We start from the raw sequence: 1,640 nt of genomic DNA on the forward strand, positions 1-1,640 counted from the left end.
ACGCGCTTATGCCATGGAACCACGCCGCCTGACGGCCTTAGCTTGCCGCTTACCAACGATAGCAGCCTCAGCCAGCTTCACTTTGCGCTTGATGGCCAAGGCTTGCGAAGCCGATCTTCAGCGCCGGACATGTGGAATCGAGGAACGTGCATGGCCTCAAGCAGGCTGATGATACGATGGCGCGCGCTCCGGTTTACGCACGCGGTGGTGCTCATCGCGTCCGTGGTCGGGCGCCTCGGCTCGCCGTCGCTCTTCATGATTGGATGAGCAGTGCTTCCATCTAGTCGGTGTCCACTGGTAGGCGGCCGGGGATCAAGTCGCGCTAGCTTCGTCTTGAGCTGTTGACAATCTAGAGAGTGTCTGTCTGACGGGTTGACTCATGAACGGCCTTACCAGCCACCCGAACAGGTCAGCCGCAAAGATGGCAACAGCAAAGACGCCGAGGGCACTCCAAACAGTCATTTTCATTGCGACCCTCCCTGCCTTCGTTGAGGCGGATCGATATGCGTGGTCAAGCATTATCGCCATAAGGGGCCGCAAGGCGCCTACCAGAATTGGGTGGCATCGTAGATTAACATGCGCGCCACGTGCAGCTGGATTTTGCACGGATGTCTTGCGCGTGGCAGCGGTCTTTGACTGTTGAGAGACCGGATGCCGGCGCGCTCGAAGCACCGCCACTTGCGCCTCGGATAATTCTGCCGACATTATAGTTGGAGAGAGCTTCCAATCGTGGTCAACGGTCGAGGTAAATGGTCATTCGCCTAGTCGATGTTGCAGCGCTAACCTGAGAGGATCATCTGAGAGGAAGAGTTCTTTTGCCGATAATCCAAGTCGTCGAGGTTCTCCGGTCCCGCTTGATCCGGAGCTAAGAGGGAAGCCGCTGAACATGCCGGCGCTGCCCCCGCAACTGTAAGCGGCGAGCCGCTGTCCAACAAGGTCACTGAAGCCTGTGCGGCTTCCGGAAGGCCGGACAGCAGCGATGACCCGCGAGCCAGGAGACCTGCCTGGACAACATATACGTCCACGGGCGGGTGTCCCGGTGGTGCGCCAAGCAGCCGTCGCTTCCCGCGATCCCGCCTGCGTCCGCCATGGCCTTTGCCCCCAATATGGGGTTAACGCTATGTTTCTTCTCTCCCTTCCGGTTCCGCGCTTGGAATGCCACGCATCGGTCCAAGGCGCGAGCTCAAACTCGCGCTCGAAAGCTACTGGGCCGGCACACTCAGCGAACAGCAATTGCTCGAGGACGCAGCCGGCCTGCGTGCTGCGAACTGGGCTCGCCAGAAATCCTTCGGTGTCACCGTCATTCCGTCGAACGATTTCTCGTTGTACGATCAGGTGCTCGACACGAGCGTCATGGTTGGCGCCATCCCTGAAATCTACGCGTCGAAAGCCCAATCGGTTTGGCTCAAGACGTACTTCGACATGGCCCGCGGTTCACAACGCGACCGCCAGGATGCGAGTTGCGGTCACGGATCGCGCGGGTTTGGCGCACCTGCGCAGGAGATGACCAAGTGGTTCGATGCCAACCACCACTACATGGTTCCTGAAGTTTATCGGGGACAGAGGTTCAGACTGTCCTCCCGCGAGCCTAGGTGCCGTCGCGAGGTTGGTGGGAATTGAGGGTGGCGTAGTCTCCCGGG

The 1,640-nt window shown here is 59.6% G+C and carries 1 protein-coding gene and 1 riboswitch; the gene reads left to right on the forward strand.

What is annotated here, in order from left to right; translation table 11 throughout:
* The first annotated feature begins 820 nt into the window (after positions 1-820).
* Positions 821-1,022, forward strand: a riboswitch (cobalamin riboswitch).
* A gap of 133 nt (positions 1,023-1,155) precedes the next feature.
* Positions 1,156-1,620, forward strand: coding sequence for a uroporphyrinogen decarboxylase/cobalamine-independent methonine synthase family protein (locus H8A95_RS42960; protein WP_376711674.1), 465 nt, complete (start codon positions 1,156-1,158; stop codon positions 1,618-1,620).
* Positions 1,621-1,640: the final 20 nt, after the last annotated feature.

This window comes from Bradyrhizobium oropedii (genome assembly GCF_020889685.1).
GTDB lineage: Bacteria > Pseudomonadota > Alphaproteobacteria > Rhizobiales > Xanthobacteraceae > Bradyrhizobium > Bradyrhizobium oropedii.